At 65.9% G+C, this 19537-nt stretch carries 23 protein-coding genes; 15 read left to right on the forward strand and 8 right to left on the reverse strand.

Annotated elements, in window-relative coordinates:
- Positions 1-4: 4 nt before the first annotated feature.
- Together mtaB and dapF are read right to left on the reverse strand one after the other, a co-directional pair.
- Complete coding sequence (mtaB, locus tag CI41S_RS02620; protein ID WP_139857270.1) at positions 5-1258, reverse strand: tRNA (N(6)-L-threonylcarbamoyladenosine(37)-C(2))-methylthiotransferase MtaB; 1254 nt, start codon at positions 1256-1258, stop codon at positions 5-7.
- Positions 1259-1321: 63 nt separating this feature from the next.
- A complete protein-coding gene (gene dapF, locus CI41S_RS02625; RefSeq protein ID WP_139857271.1) occupies positions 1322-2194 on the reverse strand; it encodes a diaminopimelate epimerase in 873 nt (290 codons plus the stop codon).
- A 247-nt stretch (positions 2195-2441) separates the two neighbouring features.
- On the opposite strand from dapF, the gene CI41S_RS02635 reads away from it, so the two are divergent.
- Positions 2442-3161 carry a GyrI-like domain-containing protein gene (locus CI41S_RS02635; protein ID WP_139480003.1) on the forward strand — a complete coding sequence of 240 codons (720 nt, stop codon included), beginning with the start codon at positions 2442-2444 and terminating at the stop codon, positions 3159-3161.
- 5 nt (positions 3162-3166) lie between these two features.
- On the forward strand, positions 3167-3868 hold the full coding sequence (locus CI41S_RS02640; RefSeq protein WP_139857272.1) for an SIMPL domain-containing protein: 702 nt from the start codon (positions 3167-3169) through the stop codon (positions 3866-3868).
- A 103-nt stretch (positions 3869-3971) separates the two neighbouring features.
- Here the strand turns inward: CI41S_RS02640 and CI41S_RS02645 are convergent, their stop codons facing one another.
- On the reverse strand, positions 3972-5036 hold the full coding sequence (locus tag CI41S_RS02645) for an MBL fold metallo-hydrolase (RefSeq protein ID WP_172627889.1): 1065 nt from the start codon (positions 5034-5036) through the stop codon (positions 3972-3974).
- 449 nt (positions 5037-5485) lie between these two features.
- On the opposite strand from CI41S_RS02645, the gene ffh reads away from it, so the two are divergent.
- The 3 genes from ffh (at position 5486) to rimM (ending at position 7987) form a co-directional block, all read left to right on the forward strand.
- A complete protein-coding gene (ffh, locus tag CI41S_RS02650; RefSeq protein ID WP_139857273.1) occupies positions 5486-7033 on the forward strand; it encodes a signal recognition particle protein in 1548 nt (515 codons plus the stop codon).
- Between the two features lie 85 nt (positions 7034-7118).
- Positions 7119-7451, forward strand: a complete 333-nt coding sequence (rpsP, locus tag CI41S_RS02655; RefSeq protein WP_139857274.1) for a 30S ribosomal protein S16 — start codon at positions 7119-7121, stop codon at positions 7449-7451.
- A 14-nt stretch (positions 7452-7465) separates the two neighbouring features.
- Positions 7466-7987 (forward strand): ribosome maturation factor RimM, encoded by a 522-nt coding sequence (rimM, locus tag CI41S_RS02660; protein WP_139857275.1) that lies wholly within the window; start codon positions 7466-7468, stop codon positions 7985-7987.
- A 15-nt stretch (positions 7988-8002) separates the two neighbouring features.
- Here rimM and gcvA read toward each other — a convergent pair whose 3' ends face one another.
- Positions 8003-8914 carry a transcriptional regulator GcvA gene (gene gcvA, locus CI41S_RS02665; RefSeq protein WP_139857276.1) on the reverse strand — a complete coding sequence of 304 codons (912 nt, stop codon included), beginning with the start codon at positions 8912-8914 and terminating at the stop codon, positions 8003-8005.
- Between the two features lie 173 nt (positions 8915-9087).
- On the opposite strand from gcvA, the gene CI41S_RS02670 reads away from it, so the two are divergent.
- The 6 genes from CI41S_RS02670 to CI41S_RS02695 all read left to right on the forward strand — a co-directional run bounded on the left by CI41S_RS02670 (position 9088) and on the right by CI41S_RS02695 (position 14916).
- On the forward strand, positions 9088-10290 hold the full coding sequence (locus CI41S_RS02670) for an MFS transporter (RefSeq protein WP_139857277.1): 1203 nt from the start codon (positions 9088-9090) through the stop codon (positions 10288-10290).
- Positions 10291-10512: 222 nt separating this feature from the next.
- On the forward strand, positions 10513-11595 hold the full coding sequence (locus CI41S_RS02675; protein WP_139857278.1) for a zinc-binding dehydrogenase: 1083 nt from the start codon (positions 10513-10515) through the stop codon (positions 11593-11595).
- 10 nt (positions 11596-11605) lie between these two features.
- Positions 11606-12340, forward strand: coding sequence for a tRNA (guanosine(37)-N1)-methyltransferase TrmD (trmD, locus tag CI41S_RS02680; RefSeq protein WP_139857279.1), 735 nt, complete (start codon positions 11606-11608; stop codon positions 12338-12340).
- A 110-nt stretch (positions 12341-12450) separates the two neighbouring features.
- Positions 12451-12831, forward strand: a complete 381-nt coding sequence (gene rplS / locus CI41S_RS02685; protein ID WP_139480012.1) for a 50S ribosomal protein L19 — start codon at positions 12451-12453, stop codon at positions 12829-12831.
- 340 nt (positions 12832-13171) lie between these two features.
- Positions 13172-14578, forward strand: a complete 1407-nt coding sequence (gene leuC, locus CI41S_RS02690) for a 3-isopropylmalate dehydratase large subunit (protein WP_139480013.1) — start codon at positions 13172-13174, stop codon at positions 14576-14578.
- Between the two features lie 128 nt (positions 14579-14706).
- Positions 14707-14916, forward strand: coding sequence for a hypothetical protein (locus CI41S_RS02695; RefSeq protein ID WP_139857280.1), 210 nt, complete (start codon positions 14707-14709; stop codon positions 14914-14916).
- Positions 14917-14974: 58 nt separating this feature from the next.
- Here CI41S_RS02695 and CI41S_RS43995 read toward each other — a convergent pair whose 3' ends face one another.
- Positions 14975-15556, reverse strand: coding sequence for a hypothetical protein (locus tag CI41S_RS43995; protein ID WP_175607145.1), 582 nt, complete (start codon positions 15554-15556; stop codon positions 14975-14977).
- A gap of 151 nt (positions 15557-15707) precedes the next feature.
- On the opposite strand from CI41S_RS43995, the gene CI41S_RS02705 reads away from it, so the two are divergent.
- Positions 15708-16001, forward strand: a complete 294-nt coding sequence (locus CI41S_RS02705) for a DUF1330 domain-containing protein (RefSeq protein WP_139480015.1) — start codon at positions 15708-15710, stop codon at positions 15999-16001.
- A 76-nt stretch (positions 16002-16077) separates the two neighbouring features.
- Here CI41S_RS02705 and CI41S_RS02710 read toward each other — a convergent pair whose 3' ends face one another.
- The 3 genes from CI41S_RS02710 to CI41S_RS02720 all read right to left on the reverse strand — a co-directional run bounded on the left by CI41S_RS02710 (position 16078) and on the right by CI41S_RS02720 (position 17333).
- Positions 16078-16383, reverse strand: coding sequence for a hypothetical protein (locus CI41S_RS02710; protein WP_139857281.1), 306 nt, complete (start codon positions 16381-16383; stop codon positions 16078-16080).
- A 127-nt stretch (positions 16384-16510) separates the two neighbouring features.
- Positions 16511-16738 carry a hypothetical protein gene (locus CI41S_RS02715; RefSeq protein WP_139857282.1) on the reverse strand — a complete coding sequence of 76 codons (228 nt, stop codon included), beginning with the start codon at positions 16736-16738 and terminating at the stop codon, positions 16511-16513.
- A 280-nt stretch (positions 16739-17018) separates the two neighbouring features.
- Positions 17019-17333, reverse strand: a complete 315-nt coding sequence (locus tag CI41S_RS02720) for a hypothetical protein (RefSeq protein WP_139857283.1) — start codon at positions 17331-17333, stop codon at positions 17019-17021.
- Between the two features lie 101 nt (positions 17334-17434).
- Here CI41S_RS02720 and CI41S_RS02725 point away from each other — a divergent pair, with 101 nt between their 5' ends.
- From CI41S_RS02725 to CI41S_RS02735, 3 genes are all read left to right on the forward strand, one after another.
- Positions 17435-17833: a metallopeptidase family protein gene (locus CI41S_RS02725; RefSeq protein ID WP_139857284.1), complete on the forward strand. Its 399-nt coding sequence runs from the start codon at positions 17435-17437 to the stop codon at positions 17831-17833.
- Between the two features lie 86 nt (positions 17834-17919).
- On the forward strand, positions 17920-18522 hold the full coding sequence (gene leuD, locus CI41S_RS02730) for a 3-isopropylmalate dehydratase small subunit (RefSeq protein WP_139480020.1): 603 nt from the start codon (positions 17920-17922) through the stop codon (positions 18520-18522).
- Between the two features lie 92 nt (positions 18523-18614).
- Positions 18615-19403, forward strand: a complete 789-nt coding sequence (locus CI41S_RS02735; RefSeq protein ID WP_139857285.1) for a glycosyltransferase family 32 protein — start codon at positions 18615-18617, stop codon at positions 19401-19403.
- The last annotated feature ends 134 nt before the right edge of the window (positions 19404-19537 follow it).

A 19537-nucleotide genomic window follows, 5' to 3' on the forward strand; every position in this document is an offset into this window, starting at 1 on the left:
TGGCTCAGACCGTGAGACGGGCGCCGTCATGCCCGGTGATGACGTGCCGCCGCACCATGCCCGGCACATCACCTGCAATAGCCACCGGCAGGAAATGCTCGGTTCGGCCCTGCCTGTCGCTTTCGATCAGCACGTCGCGCGTTGCGCCAACCTCCGCTGCGAGCCGACGCCGCAGCGCGGCCTCGCCCGCCGCGCGCAGACGCTTCGCGCGCTCTTTGATCGCACCGCCTGCGACCTGCGGCATCCGCGCGGCCGGCGTACCCGGCCGCTTCGAATACGGAAACACATGCAGGAAGGTGAGATCGCATTGCTCGACCAGGTCGAGCGAGCGCGCGAACATCGCCTCGGTCTCGGTCGGGAAGCCCGCGATGATGTCGGCGCCGAGCGCGATGTCCGGCCGCAGCCGCCGCACCTGGGCGCAGAAATCGATCGCGTCCTGCCGCGAATGCCGCCGCTTCATCCGCTTCAGGATCATGTCGTCGCCGGATTGCAGCGACAGATGCAGATGCGGCATCAGCCGCGCATCACTGGCGATCACGTCGAGCAGGTCGCGGTCGGCCTCGATCGAATCGATCGATGAGATCCGCAGCCGCTTCAATTCGGGGACGTGGCGCAGGATCTGCCGGGTCAACTGGCCGAGTTTCGGCGCACCCGGCAGGTCGGCGCCGTAGCTCGTGAGATCGACGCCGGTCAGCACGATCTCGGCATGGCCGCGCTCGACCAGCGCGCGGACCTGGTCGACCACGGCGCCCATCGGCACCGAGCGCGAATTGCCGCGGCCATACGGGATGATGCAGAAGGTGCAGCGGTGGTCGCAGCCGTTCTGCACTTGCACGAACACCCGCGGCAGGCCGCGTTCGAAACCGTCGAGCAGATGCGGCGCCATCTCCGTCACCGCCATGATGTCGGCGACCGCGACCTTCTCGCTTGCGCCGATATCGAACGCAGTGCGCGCCGCCCGCCAGGCCTCGCCGCGCATCTTCTCGTCATTGCCGACGACGCGATCGACTTCGGACATCTCGGCAAACATGTGCGCCTGCGTCTGCGCAGCGCAGCCGGTGACCACGATGCGCGCGGCGGGCCGCTCGCGCTTCAACTTGCGGATCGACTGCCGCGCCTGCGCGACCGCCTCGTTGGTGACGGCGCAGCTGTTGATGACGATGGCATCTGTGAGGCCCGCCTGCTCCGCCTCGCGCCGGATTACCTCGGATTCGAATGCATTGAGGCGGCAGCCAAAGGTGACGACGTCGACGCCCATGGGAGATCTTTCTTTGAGCATGATCTCTTCGGAAAACCGGCTTCCACTTTTCCGGACCATGCTCTAAGCGACGCTGGCGAACAGCGCCGGATCGAAACGTCCCTCATATTCGAAGTCGGCGGTGCCGGTCATCAGCACGTGGTCGTCGCGCTCGCGCCACTCGATGCCGAGCTTGCCGCCTGGCAGCGTCATCTCGACGATACGGTTGGCGCGCTTCAAGCGCGCCGCCGCGACCGCCGTCGCGCAGGCCGCCGAGCCGCAGGCCCTGGTCAGTCCGGCACCGCGCTCCCAGGTGCGCATCGTGATGTGATCGCGATCGACGATATGGGCGAGCGTGATGTTGGCGCGTTCCGGGAAGATCGGATGGTTTTCCAGCAGCGGCCCGAAGCGTTCGAGGTCGTAGGCGTTGACGTCATCGACCCAGAAGATCGCATGCGGATTGCCCATGCTCACCACTGAGGGCGAGTGCAGCACCGGATTGTCGATCGGCCCGACCTGCAGCTCGATGTAGCGGGTATCGCGGAATTCCTCGGCCAGCGGAATGTCCTGCCAGCCGAACTTCGGCGCGCCCATGTCGACGGTGTAGAGATCGGGCGCCGGACCCTGCCAGCAATTCAAGAGGCCGGCGCGGGTCTCGAAGGTCGCGGTGGTCTGGCCGGTCTTCTCGAAGATCCGCCGCACCACGCAGCGCATGCCGTTGCCGCAGGCGCCGGCCTCCGAGCCGTCATTGTTGTAGATCTTGATGAACGCCTCGGTGCCATCGAGCCGCGGCGGCTGCAGCACCATGAGCTGGTCGTAGGGCACGCCGGCGGGCGAAGCCACCGCGCGCGCCTCCTCCGCCGTCACGGATGCCTTGGAATCGCGCAGGTCGACGACGACGATCTCGTTGCCGATGCCGTTCATCTTGGCGAATGCGTGGTTGGCGAGCGCGCTCATCGATTTTCCCAAATTCCGCCTGCTTATATGGCGAGTGGTGGGGCGTTGGCCAGTCTAGAGCGTTTTCGAGCGAAGTGGATGCCGGTTCGCGTGAAGAAAACGCGTCAGAACAACAGTCCGAATGGCCCCATGACGCATCTGTCATGGGACGAAAGCGGAACTTGCGTGTTAGGACTATCGCGCCTCGCGGACCGTGCGCCGGGACAGATCGAACGGCCGTCTTGAGGATGGGGATGGAGAATACCGAATGAACCGTATCAGCACGCTCCGCGCGGCCCTGGTCGCGCTGCTCCCTTTGGCCGCAATCGCACTGGCAAGCCCGGCATTTGCCCAGTCGCCGGCCGCCTCGCCCTCCCCGGCGCCCGCCGCGAGCCCGGCGCCGGCCCCCGCACCATCGGCAACGCCGGCCCCGGTGCCGCCGCCGGCCGAAACCAAGTCCCCGGCTGACAGCCCCGCCGCGTCCCAGACGCCGGCCCCGCCGCCGCCGGCCGCGCCGGTGCAGACCGCCGACCCCTTTGGCGAGCCGTTCACGCTGGAGCCGAAGAAGGTCGTCATGCTGAAGGGCAACGCCAATTGGGATGCGGCGTTCGATGCCCTGATCGAGGCGTTCAAGCAGCTCACCGCGCAGCTCGGCAAGGAGAACGTCAAGCCGTCAGGCAATCCAATGATCGTCTACACCTCGACCGACGACACCGGCTTCACCTTCATCGCCGAGATCCCGGTCGATCAGGACGTGAAGAATCTCGGCAAGAGCATGAGCATGGGCAATTCGCCCGACGGCAAGGCGCTGAAGTTCGTCCATCGCGGCTCCTACGACAACATGGACAACACCTATGAGGCGATCACCAATCACCTCGACGACAAGAAACTCGAGGCCAAGGACACCTTCATCGAGGAATACATCACCGATCCGCTGAAGACCGCGGAGGACAAGCTGGTGATCAACGTTTACGTGCCACTGAAGTGAGAGCGATGAAACTGACCCTGCCGCTCGCCTCCCTCGCCCTCGCGCTGCTTGCCGCACCGGCATTCGCGCAGGTGCCGCCGCCGGCGATTTCCGTCACCGGCGAAGCCACCGTCTCGGTCGCGCCGGACCAGGCCATGATCGACGGCGGCGTGACCTCGGATGCGAAGACCGCGCGCGAGGCGGCCGAGGCCAACAACGCGGCGATGGCGAAAGTGCTGGCGGCGCTGAAGGGCGCCGGCCTCGACGACAAGGACTACCAGACCTCGCGGCTGTCGCTGCAGCCGAAATACGCGCCGGATCGCGCAGGCGGCAGTCCGGCCACGGTCAGCGGCTATCGCGCCAGCAACCGCGTCACCATCAAGGTGCGCGACGTCAGCAAGGTCGCCGGCGTGATCGACGCGCTGGTCGGCGCCGGCGCCAACGAGATCGGCGGCATCAATTTTGTGGTGTCGCAGGCTTCCAAGGTGCTCGACGAGGCGCGCGAGAAGGCCGTCGCCGACGCCCGCCGCAAGGCGGACATCTACGCCAAGGCGGCCGGCGTCACGCTCGGCGACCCCATCAGCATTTCCGAGGAAGGCAGCGCACCCGTGCCGATGTATCGCAGCAAGGTCGCCGCGCCGATGGCCGCCTCCGGCGCGCCGGTCGCGCAGGGCGAGGAGACGCTGTCGGTGACGGTCAGCGTGTCCTGGGCGATCAAGGGGAAGTAAGCAGCAGGCGTAGCCTGGATGAAGCGCAGCGCAATCCGGGAAAGTCTATCCGCGGAGAGGTCGGCCCCGGATTGCGCTGCGCTTCATCCGGGCTACTTTTCTTCTAAATCTCGAACACCTGGCCGGGCTTCAGCGTCTGAAATTTCTCCCGCGGCACTTTTGCCGCGTCCAGCGCTTCGCCGAGCGCGATCACCGGCGCGTCGATCGCTTCGTCGGTCAATTGAAACGTGCCGTGGTGATGCGCCAGCGCCTGCGCGGCGCCGCAATCGGCCAGCGCTTTCACCGCGTCTTCCGGGTTCATGTGCTGGTCGCGCATGAACCAGCGCGGCTCGTAGGCGCCGATCGGCAGGATCGCGAGCCGTAGCGGGCCGTGCGCTTCGGCGACGCGGCGGAAATGCACGCCGCTGCCGTAGCCGGAATCGCAGACGATGTAGAGCTTGCCGGCGGGCGTCTCCAGCACGAAGCTCGCCCACAGCGCCTTGTTGCGGTCGAACAGCCCGCGTGCCGACCAGTGCCGCGTCGGCACCAGCGTCACGGCGAGCCCATTGCCGAGCTCGACGCGCTGATGCCAGTCGAACGCCTCGGCTTTGATCGCTTCATCCGACGCGCGCATGGTCACGTCATTGCCAAGCGGCGTGACCACGCGCGGCGCGAACTTTGCGGCGAGCCGCGACAATGTCGCGACGTCGAGATGATCGTAATGGCCGTGCGACACCAGCACGACGTCGATCTCGGGCAGCCTCTCAAAGGCGATGCCGGGATCATTGTGCCGCTTCGGCCCGGCAAAGCTGAACGGCGAGGCGCGCATCGACCAGACGGGATCGACGAGGATGTTGAGGCCTGCGGTCTGGATCAGCCAGCTCGCATGGCCGACGAAGGAGAAACGCACTTTTGCGCCCTCGACCCGCGGCGGCGGCGTATCGGCATAGGGGCTCGGGACCCAGTCCGGCCAGACCGATCGCGCACCGCGGCCTCCGAACTGCCAGCGCAGCACTTCGCCCAGCGACTTCGGCGGCGATCCGTCCGGATCAAAGAAGTGCAGGCCGTCGAAATGATCGGAGACGGGGCCGTCGTAGGTTTTCATGGTGGACATCCAGATCGAGGGCACGCCGATCGCCGCGGCGGCTCCGGTCAAGGCTGCAAGGACACGGCGGCGGGTGATGGACAAGCGGGTTCCGGAATGGCGACGGCTCGATCTATATGGGTGGCTACGGCAGATTCGGAACTGATATGATAAAATGGCGTCATTTCAGAGCCTTATCGATCTCGCTGGGTAGGCGGCCGGCAAACTTTCCTTGACTTTCCGCGCCCGGCAGCGTTTAACGCCGCCACTTTCTCGGAAAGATCCGTCTTTTCGACCCGCCGACCGGTCCTGGAGGCCGGAGGCCAACGCCCGACAGCGCGATGCGCCCTCGGGCGCGAAAGTGTTTGAACCCACTTCTCCCTCGCCCCGCTCTTGCGGGGTCGAGACGAGCGAAAGCTCGCTCTTAGAGGGTCGGGGTGCGGGGCTGTCTCCGCGCGCAGTGCGCTTAGATAGTCCTGTACCCCCTCACCCGCCGCGCAAGTGCGCGGCGACCTCTCCCCGCAGGCGGGGAGAGGTAAAAAAGGACAACGGCATTGTTCGACAATCTGTCGGAACGGCTTGGTGGCATTCTCGATCGTCTGACGGGGCGCGGTGCGCTGACCGAAAAGGACGTCGATGCCGCGATGCGCGAGGTGCGCCGCGCGCTGCTCGAGGCCGACGTCGCGCTCGAAGTGGTCCGCAGCTTCACCGAGCGGGTCCGCGAGCAGGCGATCGGCGCCACCGTCGTCAAATCCGTGACGCCCGGCCAGATGGTGGTGAAGATCGTCCATGACGAGCTCGTCGCCACGCTCGGCTCCGACGGCCAGACCATCGACATCAATTCCGTGCCCCCGGTGCCGATCATGATGGTCGGTCTGCAGGGCTCCGGCAAAACCACCACCACCGCAAAGCTCGCGCGCCGCATGGTCCAGCGCGACAAGCGCAAGGTGCTGATGGCCTCGCTCGACGTCTACCGCCCGGCGGCGATGGAGCAGCTCGCGGTGCTCGGCCGCGACCTCGACATCCCGACCTTGCCGATCGTCGCCGGCCAGATGCCGCCGCAGATCGCGAGGCGCGCGCTCGAAGCCGGCAAGCTCGGCGGCTACGACGTCGTGCTGCTCGACACCGCCGGCCGCACCACGCTCGACGAAGAGATGATGAAGGAGGCGGCCGAGATCAAGGCCGCCGCCAATCCGCATGAAGTGCTGCTGGTCGCGGACAGCCTCACCGGCCAGGACGCGGTCAACCTCGCGCGCTCGTTCGACCAGCGCGTCGGCCTCACCGGCATCGTGCTCACGCGTGTGGACGGCGACGGCCGCGGCGGCGCCGCGCTGTCGATGCGCGCGGTCACCGGCAAGCCGATCAAGCTGATCGGCACCGGCGAAAAGACCGATGCGCTGGAAGATTTTCATCCGAGCCGGATCGCCGGCCGCATCCTCGGCATGGGCGACGTGGTCTCGCTGGTCGAGAAGGCCGCGGCCAACATCGACGCCGAGAAGGCCGCGCGCACCGCCGAGCGCATGCGCAAGGGTCAGTTCGATCTCAACGACATGCGCGAGCAACTGCAGCAGATGGCGAACATGGGCGGCATCGGCGGCCTGATGGGCATGATGCCCGGCATCGCCAAGATGAAGAACCAGATCGCCGCCGCAGGGATCGACGACAAGATCATCAAGCGCCAGGTCGCGATCATCGATTCGATGACGCGGCAGGAGCGCAAGAACCCGGACATTCTGAAAGCGAGCCGCAAGAAGCGCATCGCGGCCGGTGCCGGCCAGAATGTCGAGCAGGTCAACAAGCTCCTGAAGATGCACCGGAACATGGCCGACATGATGAAGGCCATGGGAAGCGGCAAGCGCGGCCCGCTCGCCGGCATCGCGCAGGCGATGGGCTTTGGCGGCGGTGCCAAGCCGCCGTCGGCGGAGGAGATGAAGGCGCTGGCCGAGAAGATGCAGGGCGGCGCCGGCGGCGGCTTGCCGAACCTGCCGAAGGACATGCCGCTCGGTCTGCGCGGCGGTCTACCGAATGTGCCGGGGCTCACCGGCCTCAGCGGCAAGCCGACGCTGCCGGGTCTCGGCGGCTTCCCGGGCAAGAAGAAATGAGGAATTCGTCGCGACGGCTCGAATACGAGCGGCGCGACGCGGAATACCAATCAACCGAACACATCGTATTTTGAAGGAGAACTGAATGTCCGTTGTTATCCGCCTTGCTCGTGCCGGCACCAAGAAGCGTCCGGTCTATCACGTCGTCGTCGCCGACTCGCGCTTTCCGCGCGATGGCCGCTTCATCGAGCGGCTCGGCCACTTCAACCCGCTGCTGCCGAAGGACAACGAGGCGCGGCTGAAGCTCGACATGGAGAAGGTGAAGGCCTGGCTCGCCAAGGGCGCGCAGCCGTCGGACCGCGTGACCCGCTTCCTCGACGCCGCCGGCGTCAAGAAGCGCACCCCGCGCAACAACCCCGAGAAGGCCGTGCCGCGCAAGGAGCGCAAGGCGCAGGCCGAAGCCGCCGCCAAGGCGTAAGCTGAACGGCGACCGTGGCTGCACCGGTCTGTGTCGCCCGTATCGGCGCTGCGCATGGCGTGCGCGGCGCCGTCAGGCTTTGGACGTTTACCGAAGACCCGCTGGCCGTGAAGGATTACGGCCCGCTGATGACCAAGGACGGCAAGCGCCAGTTCGAGGTCACGCATGTCCGCGAGGCCAAGGACCATCTGGTGGCGACGCTGAAGGGCGTCGCCACGCGCGATGACGCCGAACGGCTCAACGGCCTCGAATTGTACATCCCGCGCGAGCGGCTGCCGGAGACCGACGACGGCGAATATTACCACGCCGACCTGATCGGCCTCGCCGCGGTGACGACGGCAGAGCAGCCGCTCGGCAAGGTGATCGCGATCCACAATTTCGGCGCCGGCGACATCATCGAGATCGCCCCGCCGCAGGGCGCGACGATGCTGCTGCCGTTCACCAACGCCGTGGTGCCGACCGTTGATGTTGCCGGCGGCCGCGTGGTGATCGACCTGCCGCAGGAGATCGAGGGCGACGATCCGTCGGCGGCGTGATCGAGAGATCGCGCGTCACCCCGTCTTCCGGCCCTGCTGCTCCAGCCAATCGCAAAACACCGCGCTGTGCGGATCGTTGCTGCGGCCGGCAGGGAAATAGGCGAAATAGCTTCGCGCCGGCAGGCTGATGTCCGGAAACGGCGTCACCAAGCGCCCAGCGGCGAGATCGTCCGCGATCAGCGCCGTCGGCCCCATCGCAACACCGAGGCCATCGAGCGCGGCCTGGATCGTCAGATAGAAATGGTCGAAGCTCAGCGAGGCCGCCGGCTCCAGCGCGGAATGCCCGGCCTCGGTGAGCCAGTCGCGCCACAGCCGCGGCATCGACGTGACATGCAGCAGCGTATGCCGCGACAGGTCGGTGATCTCATTCACCGGCAATTGCGCTGATAGCGACGGACTGCACACCGGCAGCCGTCGCTCGGATACGAGAAAGCGCGACGAGAAGCCGTGAAAGGTGTCCGGTCCACCGCGGATCACCACGTCGAACTTGTCAGGCAATGCATCGACGGGATCGTTCGACGTGCTCAGACGAACCTCGATATCCGGATGCTCGGCGCGAAACCGGCTCATCCGCGGCAACAACCAGCGCAGGCTGAATGTCGCGAGCGCATTGACGCGCAGCACCGCGACGGCCGCATCGCCGCGCCGCTCGCGATGCTGCTGCACGGCGGCCGAAATCCGGTCGAGCGCAGGAGCGAACTCGGCGAGCAGCGCCGCGCCCGCCGGCGTCAGCACGACGCGGCGGACCGATCGCCGAAACAGCGCCGGCGCGCCCAGCCATTCCTCGAGCAGGCGGATCTGCTGGCTGACGGCGCCATGGGTGACGCTGAGCTCGCTGGCCGCTTCCTTGAAGCTGCCGAGCCGAGCCGCGGCCTCGAACGCACGAACCGCATTGAGCGGCGGCAGGCTTCGACGTGGGACGAACATGATCCCCTCAATGCAAGATTTTCTAACTCATGATCCAATTATTACTGATTTGTGACAAGAGGCGGACGGGCGCATACTGCACCACAAGGCACGTCGTTTGCTTGATTTTCTGAGGCTCCAACCCCGATGACCCGCCGTCCAATCTTTAGATTTTCTTCCATCGGCTGGCTGCAATGAGCGTATCCGTCGGGGTCGAAACATCCCGTCCCGAACGCGCCCGCGCGACGCGGACGCTGACGGTGACCGGGCTCAATCATGCCCTGCATGATGGCTACACCGACCTGATCTACGTGCTGCTGCCGGTCTGGCAGGCGGAATTCGGGCTCAGCTACGGGCTGCTCGCGCTGCTGCGCGGGCTCTACGCGGGTGCGATGGCCGGACTGCAAATCCCGGTCGGTCGGGTCGCCGAACGGATCGACGGCAAGATCATTCTGATCGCAGGCACGGCGCTCGCTGCGCTCGGCTATGTATTGGCGGGACTGTCCGGCGGCATCGTCGGGCTTGGCCTCGCGCTCGCGCTCTCCGGCGCGGGATCGAGCACGCAGCATCCGATCGCATCGGCCGCGGTATCGCGCGCCTACGGCACCGCCGCGCGCGGACCGCTCGGCATCTACAATTTCACCGGCGATCTCGGCAAGGCCGCAATCCCCGCGCTGACCTCGATCCTGCTTGTGATCATGTCGTGGCGCCACACTCTGCTCGTGCTCGCCTTCATGGGCCTGCTGGTTGCGGTCTGCATCGCACTGTGGATGCCCTCGATCGGCAAGGGAGCGGAGCGCAAGACGACCGCCGCAGCGCGCCACGACAACGTCAACCGAGGCGGCTTTCCCTGGCTGCTCGCGATCGGAATTCTCGATACCGCGGTCCGGATGGGCTTCCTCACGTTCCTGCCGTTCCTGTTGCTCGACAAGGGCGGATCGCTTCCGATCAACGGCCTTGCGCTGGCGCTGGTCTTTATCGGCGGCGCCGCGGGCAAATTCACCTGCGGATGGCTCGGCGAACGGGTCGGCACGCTGCGCACCGTGCTGCTCACCGAGGGCGGCACAGCGGCCTTGATCGTTGCAGTGCTGGCATTGCCGCTGGTGCCCGCCATCGTGCTGCTGCCGCTGCTCGGCGTGATGCTCAACGGCACATCCTCGGTGCTCTATGGCACCGTGCCGGAGCTGACGCCGCCGCACCGCACCGAGCGCGCCTTCGCCCTGTTCTACACGGGGACGATCGGATCGGGTGCGGTCGCGCCGGTGCTCTACGGCGTGCTTGGTGACGCACTCGGCCCTGTTCTCGCGACCGTCGCCACCGCGATCACGGCACTGGTGATCTGTCCGCTCGCGGTCGCACTGGCGCGGCATCTTCGCGACGATTCAACGACGGCGTGACGCATAACGAGACCGGGCTCTTAGCCCGTCTTCCCCTTCCCCCTGAAAGGGGGAAGGTCGGGATGGGGGTCAGCCGCGAGCGACGCTGCAAGCTGACAGAGCTGATCCCCACCCGCTTTGCTCTTGCGAGCAAAGCGACCTCCCCTTTTCAAGGGGAGGTTGGAGCCGGATTGCGCTCCGCTCCATCCGGTCTACTTAAGTAATGTCTCACGGAGCATCCCAATGACAAGCACCCACAAGGCCTGGCGGCTGCACGCCTACAATGATCTGCGTTTCGACGATGTCGCGACGCCAACGCCCGCGCCCGATGGCGTCGTGGTCCGGATCGAGGCCGGCATGGTGCTGTCCTATACCAACAGGCTGCTGTCGGGCGCATTGCCCTACAGCCTGCCGCCGATGCCGTTCGTGCCCGGCACCAACGCGATCGCGCGCGTTATCGCTACCGGCGAGAACGTCACGCATGTTCGTGAGGGCGACCGCGTGTTCCTGAGCCCGCATCTGCGCGGCGACGTGCCGGATCGCGATCCGCCGCAAATCCTGATCGGCCTCACCGCTACGGTGACCACACCGGAGGCGTTCGCCCTGCAGGCGCGCTGGCGCGACGGCGTATTCGCTGAGATCGCGCACTGGCCGGCCGCCTGCGTCACCCAACTTGCCAATCTCGACGACAAGCCGGCCGCCGAGCTGATCGGATTGGCAAAGCTGATCGTGCCGTTCGGCGGGCTGCAGCGCGCCGGCCTGCGCGGCGGCCAGACCATCATCGTCAACGGCGCCACCGGCTATTTCGGCTCGGGCGGCGTGATGCTCGCGGTCGCGATGGGCGCCGGCCGTGTCGTCGCCGTCGGACGCAAAGAGGCCGCGCTCGCGCAGATGCGCGACGCGTTCGGTCCGCGCGTCATTCCGGCCGTCGTCACCGGCGATGCGGCAAGCGACCTGCCGATCATCCGCCGCGCGGCCGGCGGCACCGCCGACGTCGCGCTCGATCTGCTCGGCGCCGCCAAGAGCACCTCGACCACGCTGTCGTCGTTGCGCGCGCTGCGGCGGGGCGGACGAATGGTGCTGATGGGCAGCGCCGAGGTGCCGCTCGAGCTCTCGTTCCGCGAGATGCTCGCCAACGACTGGGAGGTGGTCGGCCAATTCATGTATGACCGCACGGCGCCGGGCCAGCTCGCGGCGCTGGCCGCCGAAGGCCTGCTGGACCTCGCCAGGATCAACGTTGCGACCTTCAAGCTTGCCGACTTCCGCCGCGCCGTTGAGGCCGCCGCGATGATGCAAAGCCTCGACCTCACGGCCGTGGTGCCGTAACCAGAACGCCATGACCTCCCAACCCACACCTTGGCGCGCGACCGTGCTGACGCTGTTTCCGGACATGTTTCCGGGACCGCTCGGCGTGAGCCTGGCCGGCAAGGCCTTGGCCGCCGGCTTGTGGGCGCTGGAGGCGCGCGACATCAGGGCGTCTGCCACCGACAAGCACCGCAGCGTCGACGACACGCCGGCCGGCGGCGGCCCGGGCATGGTGCTGCGCGCCGACGTGCTGGCCGCCGCGATCGACGCCGCTGATATCGTCCCGAACCGCCCGCGCCTCTTGATGAGCCCGCGGGGTCGGCCATTGACCCAGGCGGAGGTGGTGGGGCTCGCGGCAGGGCCCGGTCCCCTGATCGTTTGCGGCCGTTTCGAGGGCATCGACCAGCGGGTGATCGAGGCCCGTGGGCTGGAGGAGGTCTCGATCGGCGACTATGTGCTGTCCGGGGGCGAAATCGCCGCGATGGTCCTGATTGACGCCTGCGTCCGCCTGCTGCGCGGGGTGATGGGCAAGCAGGCCTCGGGAACCGAGGAAAGTTTTTCCGAAGGACTACTGGAATACCCCCAGTACACCCGCCCGCAGGAGTTCGAGGGCCGGCAAATCCCGGAAATCCTGATTTCCGGCGACCACGCCAAGGTCGCGGCCTGGCGGCAGGCCCAATCCGAGGCCCTGACCCAGGCGAGGCGGCCCGATCTCTGGTCGCAAAAAGCCCTCCGGCGAGGGACAAAAAACACGACAGACGGGTGACAAACCCCGCGCTTTGCCTTATAGCAGCGCCCAAATCCGCACACGCGCAGGATAGAAGGACGTTTGCGCAGCCCGCCAAAGGCTGGGCGCGCCGCCGATGGAGATTTCACATGAACCTGATTCAGCAGCTCGAAAAAGAGCAGTTCGACAAGCTCGCCGCCACCAAGGAAATCCCGGAATTCGCGCCCGGCGACACCGTCATCGTCAACGTGAAGGTGGTCGAAGGCGAGCGCACCCGCGTGCAGGCCTATGAAGGCGTCTGCATCGGCCGCTCCGGCCACGGCCTCAACGAGAGCTTCACGGTGCGCAAGATCTCCTACGGCGAAGGCGTCGAGCGCGTCTTCCCGGTGATGTCGCCGATGATCGATTCGATCAAGGTGGTGCGTCGTGGCAAGGTCCGTCGCGCCAAGCTCTATTACCTGCGCAACCTGCGCGGCAAGTCGGCCCGCATCGTCGAGAAGCAGGACCGCCAGACCGCCGTCGGCGAGTAATTCGTTCCTTCCTTCGGGATGTGACCGAAAGCGCGGGGCCTGCCCCGCGCTTTTTTGTTGCGGCATACCTATCTAGGGTGCAGCCCCGCGCATCGATTGATTGTCGCGGACGCGAGCCCTGTGTTAGAAATTTAGAATGGTTCCGGATCAAGCCAACCAGCCCTGTCAGCGCGTCGTGATCGACGATCGCTCGCGGCTGCCCGGCCGGTTCTTCGGGCGCTTTGCGACGTCGGCGACGTCGGAGCTTAGGCGCGCAGCATAACGCTGCCTGGACGCTCTCGCCTGCGCGCCGACCGGCGCTGAACCTGCTCACACTGAATTTCTTCTGGAGCTCAAGCTCATGTCCAAACCGACCACGCTGTACGACAAGATCTGGAACGACCATTTGGTCCACGAGGCCGAGGACGGCACCTGCCTGCTCTACATCGACCGCCACCTGGTGCACGAGGTGACTTCGCCGCAGGCGTTCGAAGGCCTGCGCGCCTCCGGCCGCAAGGTGCACGCGCCGGACAAGACGCTCGCCGTCGTCGACCACAACATCCCGACCACCGACCGCTCGAAGCCGAACCCGGATCCGGAAAGCATCGAGCAGATGCGGGTGATGGCCGAGAACGCCAAGGAATTCGGCATCGAGTACTACAACGAGTTCGACAAGCGTCAGGGCATCGTCCACGTCATCGGCCCGGAGCAGGGCTTTACGCTGCCCGGCACCACCATCGTCTGCGGTGACAGCCACACCTCGACGCATGGCGCATTCGGCGCGCTCGCCCACGGCATCGGCACCTCGGAGGTCGAGCATGTGCTGGCGACGCAGACGCTGATCCAGAAGAAGGCCAAGAACATGCGCGCGGTCGTCGACGGCAAACTGCCCGACGGCGTCACCGGCAAGGATATTATTTTGGCCATCATCGGCGAGATCGGCACTGCCGGCGGCACCGGCTATGTGCTGGAATATGCCGGCGAGGCGATCCGCGCGCTCTCGATGGAAGGCCGCATGACGGTCTGCAACATGTCGATTGAAGGCGGCGCGCGCGCCGGCCTGGTCGCGCCGGACCAGAAGGCGTTCGACTTCCTGCGCGGTCGTCCCAAGTCGCCGAAGGGCGCCGCCTGGGACGCCGCGATGCGCTACTGGGAGACGCTGCGCTCCGACGAGGGCGCGCATTTCGACCACGAGATCCGGCTCGATGCTGCAAAGCTGCCGCCGATCGTCACCTGGGGCACGAGCCCTGAGGACGTCATCTCGGTGACCGGCTTCGTGCCCGACCCCGACAAGATCGAGGACGAGGCCAAGCGCCTCTCCAAGCATCGCGCGCTGAAATATATGGGCCTGACCGCGGGGACGAAGATCACCGACATCAAGCTCGACCGCGTCTTCATCGGCTCCTGCACCAACGGCCGCATCGAGGATTTGCGCGCCGCTGCGAAGATCGCCGAAGGCAAGACGGTCAACGCCAACGTCAACGCGATGATCGTGCCGGGCTCGGGCATCGTGAAGGAGCAGGCGGAAGCCGAAGGCCTCGACAAGATCTTCATTGCCGCCGGTTTCGACTGGCGCGAGCCGGGCTGCTCGATGTGCCTTGCGATGAACCCGGACAAGCTGAAGCCGGAAGAGCGCTGCGCCTCGACCTCGAACCGCAACTTCGAGGGCCGCCAGGGCTTCAAGGGCCGCACCCATCTGGTGTCGCCAGCGATGGCCGCCGCTGCCGCGATCGCCGGACACTTCGTCGACGTCCGCGACTGGCGGTAAGCGCGCGTCCACTTCGCGCGAAAACGCGACGGTTCTTGTCTCAAGCTCGAACCGTTGCGGAAACGGCCCGTTAACGGCCGGCACGCACACTGGCCCCCGGCGAAGACAGTCTTCGTGGGGAGCCGGACGTGGCTGATAAACGCGAATTTGTCGATATGATCAGCGAGGCGACGCGGCAGAAGCGCCGTCGCGCCATGCCGCGTATAGTCGATCCGTCTCCGGAGGCGAAGGAAACCTCGCGCCTCAGCCATTGGCCGCCGGAGCGCTGGACGCAATGGCGGCTGGAAAACCTGACGCCGTGGAAGATCAAGTCCTGGAAGCTGAAGAACTGGGACTAGGTTCGCGCGGCATCAACAGGACGGGCGCCCTTCGGCGCCCGTTGTCGTTTTCCCTACCTCACCAATAGACCCCGTAGGGCCGCCAGTAGTGATGGCGATGCCACCACGGCCGGCAGATCCGCCGCGGCCCGTAATAGGTCCAGATCACCCGGCAACGCCGATAGTGGTGGTACCCGTAATAGTAGGGCTGCACGTAGAAGCGCCGGTGGTAGAAGTGCCGACGGTAGTAAGGCCGGTAGCCATAGCGGTAACCGCCACCGTAGAAGCGATGGTAGCCGCCGTAGGGACGATGGAAGCCACCATGGCGGAAGCCGCCGTGGATCGCGGGCGCGGCCCGAAAGCCGCCGCCATGGAAGCCGCGGAAACCGCCACCATGAAAGCCGCCGCCGCGAAACCCGCCGCCGTGGAAACCACCGCCGCCACGGAATCCGCCTCCACCACCGTGGAAGCCGCCTCCGCCGCCGTGCCGGACCTGCGTCGTCAGCGCATCACTTGCATGTTTCGCCGCCGGCGCCGTGCCCGGGCTCACCAGCGACAGCGCTTCGGCGCGCTGCTGGGCCGCGATCGACAGCGCGAAGATCGCGGCCGCCGCAACACCGACACGGCGCAGCAGCCCGTGTCTCACATACCTCTCCCTCATTCCTCAACCTCCTCACAACGGCAATGAGAACCGCGCTGCGCCGCAGCCGGTTTCATGCGTTCATTGCAGTCGCTCCCGGCACGACGCTAGAAATGCCGACGTGAATGCGCCATGAACGTGCCCAAGGTGCGACGAATGGTCCGGAGGAACAGTGACTGTCTATGTGATCGTGCAGCTGAAGATGACCGACCGCGCCGCCTATGATCGCTACCAGGCGCGCTTCTTCGACGTGTTCAGGAAATTCAACGGACGGCTGCTGTCGGCCGACGAGCAGCCCCAGGTGCTCGAAGGCAACTGGGATCGCGACAAGCTGGTGCTGATGTCGTTCCCCGACGAAGCCGCATTTCGCGCATGGTCGCAGTCGCCCGACTACATCGAGATCTCACGCGATCGCAAGGCGGGCGCACAGGCCGTCGTGCTGCTGGCGCAGGGATTTGCGCCGTGACCTGCTCAGAGCAGCCCCGATCGATCGAGGCTGCTCTGTCGCGCATCGCTCGCGTCACGCGCAAGCGCTGTGTGCGTCACCAGAACGGACCGAACCCGAAGCCGAAGACAAAGGGCGCCGGCGTGGCATAGGGGTACGGCCGATAGTAATAGGGCCGTCCGTAATAGTAGGAACCGTACGGCCGGTAATAGGAATAATGCGACCCGTAATACGGCCGGTAGCCGTAGTGATAGTGGTGACGATGGTAATGGCGATAATGACGCTGCGCGCTGAACTCCGTCGCCTTGCCCGCGTGCCGTTGTTGCGCAGCCGCTGACGCCGCTGCGGGCGCCATCAATGCGAACGCGCCCGCGACAACCGCAACACCGATCCATCTCATCATGATCAACTCCTGCAGATTTCGATCCGCTGCATCCCGTGCGCTGGAATCTGCCTGTTTCATGGCTGCGAACGACAACAGGCCCGCTGCTCACGGGCCTGTGTCTCAACTGCGCTGAAACGCCGCGCGATCAGTAGCGCCGGTGTCCACGATGCCAGCCGCGGTGATGTCCACGATGCCACCCGCGATGCCAGCCGCGGCCCCAGCGCACCTGCGTGGTCATTTGGTTGGCGTCGCTCTGAACCGCGGCGGCCGTGCCTGGAGAAGCGAGCGACATCGCATGTGCGCGCTCGCCCGGCGCAGCCAGCACAAGCACGGCAGCAACGGCCGCGAGCTCCAGAACATTCGTTATCTTCATCAGTGGTCTCCTCGATTTTCGGATGTCACGTCTTGCAACGACGATCCGCGATCGAATCGACCCCGTTGCCGCGACGCAGATCGCAAGCAGAATGCGCGCGACGTGAATGGAGATTGAACAACTGCGCCACGAGGATGAATGCCGCCGGATGCATCGGGTTCCGATACATCGCATGATTATTCGCATCCGCGCGCGAACGGCGAACGTGCGGCGCCGGGTGGTCCCATGATACTGTTCGAGATCGCGGTTTCCCGGCGCGGTGCGCCGAGGCTTCACGCAGCTAGCCGGGCCGCCAGAAGCAGTTCATCCGCGGCGTGATCACCGTGCCGCTCGGCCGGTACTCCTGCACATAATGGGCGGTGCACTCGCGCACGGCGTTGGGGCCGGGATTGTAGCGCGGGATGACATCCGGATCCCAATGTTCGGAGCGGTAGATCGGGACACGCCGCAGCGGGCGGCGCCGTTCAACGATCCTGCGCTCCGCCGGCTGGCCGACGCGCGCTTCCGCTTGCGCGGACTGCGCCTTCGCCTCGGTCCCGGCAACCGAGAGCCCGACTGATGCCGCCAACAGCGCCGTCGCCACGATCCGTTTCATTTGCGCCACCAAGCCCCATTCTCGGGCCGCACGGTCACCCATTGCGCCGCCGAGGTCAACTGCGCTGGCGCCACCGACGCCACTCGCGCTAAAGGAGTGTCATGTGGACCACAGCCAAAGCCCCCTCGCTGGCCGAAATGGAAGCCATGGCGCACGAGGTCTTCGAGCGCCTGCCGAAGACCTTCCGGACGCTCTGCGAAGGCCTGATCATCCGGGTCGACGATTTCCCGACCGATGAGGTGCTCGACGAAATGCAGGCCCAAAGCGAGTTCGACCTGCTCGGCCTGTTCCAGGGGGTCGGCCTGCCGCAACAGAGCTTCGGCGACGTCGCCCGGCTGCCCAACCTGGTCTGGCTCTACCGCCGGCCGATCCTGGACTACTGGGCGGAGCACGACGAGACCCTCGGCCACATCGTCCGCCACGTCCTGATCCATGAAATCGGCCACCATTTCGGCCTCTCGGACGCCGATATGGAGGCGATTGAGGCGGCAGCGGGCTAGCCCTGCAGAAATCGCGCTTTTACCGCTGTCACATTCGCGATAGATATCCCGCCCTATCCCTCGATTTTGACCGGGAAGCTCAGGCCATGGACAAGTTCACCACGCTGGAAGGCGTCGCGGCGCCGCTGAAGATCATCAATGTCGACACCGACATGATCATTCCGAAGCAGTACCTGAAGACCATCAAGCGCACCGGCCTTGGCAAGGGGCTTTTCTCGGAACAGCGCTACAAGGACGACGGCAGCGAGAACCCGGACTTCGTGCTCAACCAGCCGGCCTATCGCAGCGCCAAGGTGCTGGTCGCCGGCGACAATTTCGGCTGCGGCTCGAGCCGCGAGCATGCACCCTGGGCGCTGCTCGACTTCGGCATCCGCTGCGTGATCTCGACCTCGTTCGGCGACATCTTCTACAACAATTGCTTCAAGAACGGCATTCTGCCGATCCGCGTGTCGCAGGAAGACCTCGACAAGCTGTTCGACGACGCCGAGCGCGGCGCCAACGCGACGCTGACCATCGACCTGCCGAACCAGGAGATCCGCGGCCCCGACGGCGGCAAGGTCAAGTTCGAGATCGACCCGTTCCGCAAGCATTGCCTGATCAACGGCCTCGACGACATCGGGCTGACGATGGAAAAGAAGAGCTCGATCGACGCCTACGAGTCCAAGCTCAAGGAACGCGCCTGGGCTTGAGGCCGACCTTCATCAATGCCCCGGTGCCTTCAGGCGCCGGGGTTTTTCTTTGCCGATTTGCATCGCTGCGAGACTGCTGCTAGCTGGCGCCCATGCTGCCTGACATCGTCACCTTCTGGCACGGCCCGATGGATGCGTTGCGCCAGACCTGCCTGCGCTCGCAACTGGCGGCCGGCCACAAGGTCACGGTCTACAGCTTCGACCCGGTTCCGGGCCTGCCCGACGGCATCGGCAGCGCCGAGGCCGAGGCGGTGCTGCCGCATTCGTTCTCCGAGAAGCTGCGTCCGGCAGAGCCGGACGGCTCGTGGCGTGACTGGACCATTTTGCAGTTCAGCGACTTCTTCCGCATGAAGCTGATGGCGCAGCGCGTCGGGCTCTGGCTCGACGCCGATGTGCTGCTGCTGAAGCCGGTCGAGATCGATCCGGCAAAACCCTATTTTGCCTGGGAGCGGCCGCGGCAGCTCGGCAACTCCGTGCTGTATCTGCCGCCGCACGATCCGATCGTGCGCGCCTTCGAAGACCTGATGGAGCAGGAGGAACTCACTCCGGACTGGCTTGCGCTGCGCCATCGCCTGACATTCCTGATGCGCCAGCTGCGCCGCCGATCGAACCGCCTCGCCGACATCCGCATTGCGATCTTTGGCCCCGCAGCCCTCACCGCGCTGGCGCGCCGCGAAGGCAGGTTGCACCACGCGCTGCCGAAACGAACATTCTACGCCGTGCACGCCGAGCCGAAGCTGTTCTTCGAGCCGTCCGACTATTCACGTTATCTGAACGATCCGGAAATCATCGGCCTGCACATCTCGCCGAAAGGCCGCGGCAAGGACGCGCCGATTCCGGGCAGCCTCTATGCGTGGGCAACGGAGAAATTTGGCGCGTGACGCAGACTCCGCTGCACCCTCTCCCCTTGTGGGAGAGGGTGGCTTCGCGAAGCGAAGCCGGGTGAGGGGTCCTCTCCACACGGCGCGATCTCGCAAGCGGAAACAACCCCTCATCCGGCGCCGTAGCCGATGCA

The sequence above is a fragment of the Bradyrhizobium ivorense genome, from assembly GCF_900696085.1.
GTDB lineage: Bacteria > Pseudomonadota > Alphaproteobacteria > Rhizobiales > Xanthobacteraceae > Bradyrhizobium > Bradyrhizobium ivorense.